This window comes from Escherichia sp. MOD1-EC5950 (genome assembly GCF_002965345.1).
Lineage (GTDB): Bacteria > Pseudomonadota > Gammaproteobacteria > Enterobacterales > Enterobacteriaceae > Escherichia > Escherichia marmotae.
Map to the genome: position 1 here is coordinate 1 of NZ_PTSR01000117.1, position 686 is coordinate 686.

Here is a 686-nt window from a genome sequence, read left to right on the forward strand (position 1 = left end):
TGAACGGCAGATACAGTGCCAGCATGGTTCCGGTTATGGCACCTTTTATGGCATCAGGGCGTTGCCAGAAACAGACCACCTGCATCACCACGGCAAAGCAGAACAGAATGTTCAGTTCCCACCACTGATTTCCTGTCCCCCGAAATGCCAGCCAGAATACCGGTTGCGCCAGCACTGCCATCAGCCACAGGCGATTTACGGCAGTCTGTCGTATCTGCCTCCCCGCCAGGTTACAGCCTGCCATCAGTGCGAAAAGCGGGAATGCGCACCGCCCGGTCAGGTTAAGCCAGGGACTCCCCACATGAAATGCTGTGGCAATGTGGTCGCCGGCCATCGCCAGAAATGCCACGATTTTGATAATATCGCGCTGTAATGGCGCCAGTTGCCACGGGAAACGCACCGTTCCCCCGGTATCTTTTCGCTGAACACATGCCGTCATTATGGTTTCACTCCAGCACCTGACTGAGACATCCGGCCAGTGTTTCGATGACCAGCCAGGGCGCAACAAACAACGTGACCAGCATCAGTAATGCCCCCGTCAGCATTCCGGCCATAAACCGGCTTTCCGTTTTGCTGTCAACGACGGATGAAAAGTGATCCACTTATATATCCACCAACGGCCCAATATTGATCCACCGTTTTACTCAGGATTAGCTTCTGCTATAACCCCGGCCTTTCGTTTCTGT

At 54.1% G+C, this 686-nt stretch carries 2 protein-coding genes; both read right to left on the minus strand.

Features of this window, described 5'->3' with window-relative positions:
* A partial coding sequence (gene traX / locus BEA93_RS24565) for a type-F conjugative transfer system pilin acetylase TraX (protein WP_105267699.1) occupies positions 1-439 on the minus strand: 439 nt, incomplete at its 3' end.
* 7 nt (positions 440-446) lie between these two features.
* Positions 447-602: a hypothetical protein gene (locus BEA93_RS25275; protein ID WP_157942471.1), complete on the minus strand. Its 156-nt coding sequence runs from the start codon at positions 600-602 to the stop codon at positions 447-449.
* Positions 603-686 lie beyond the last annotated feature (84 nt).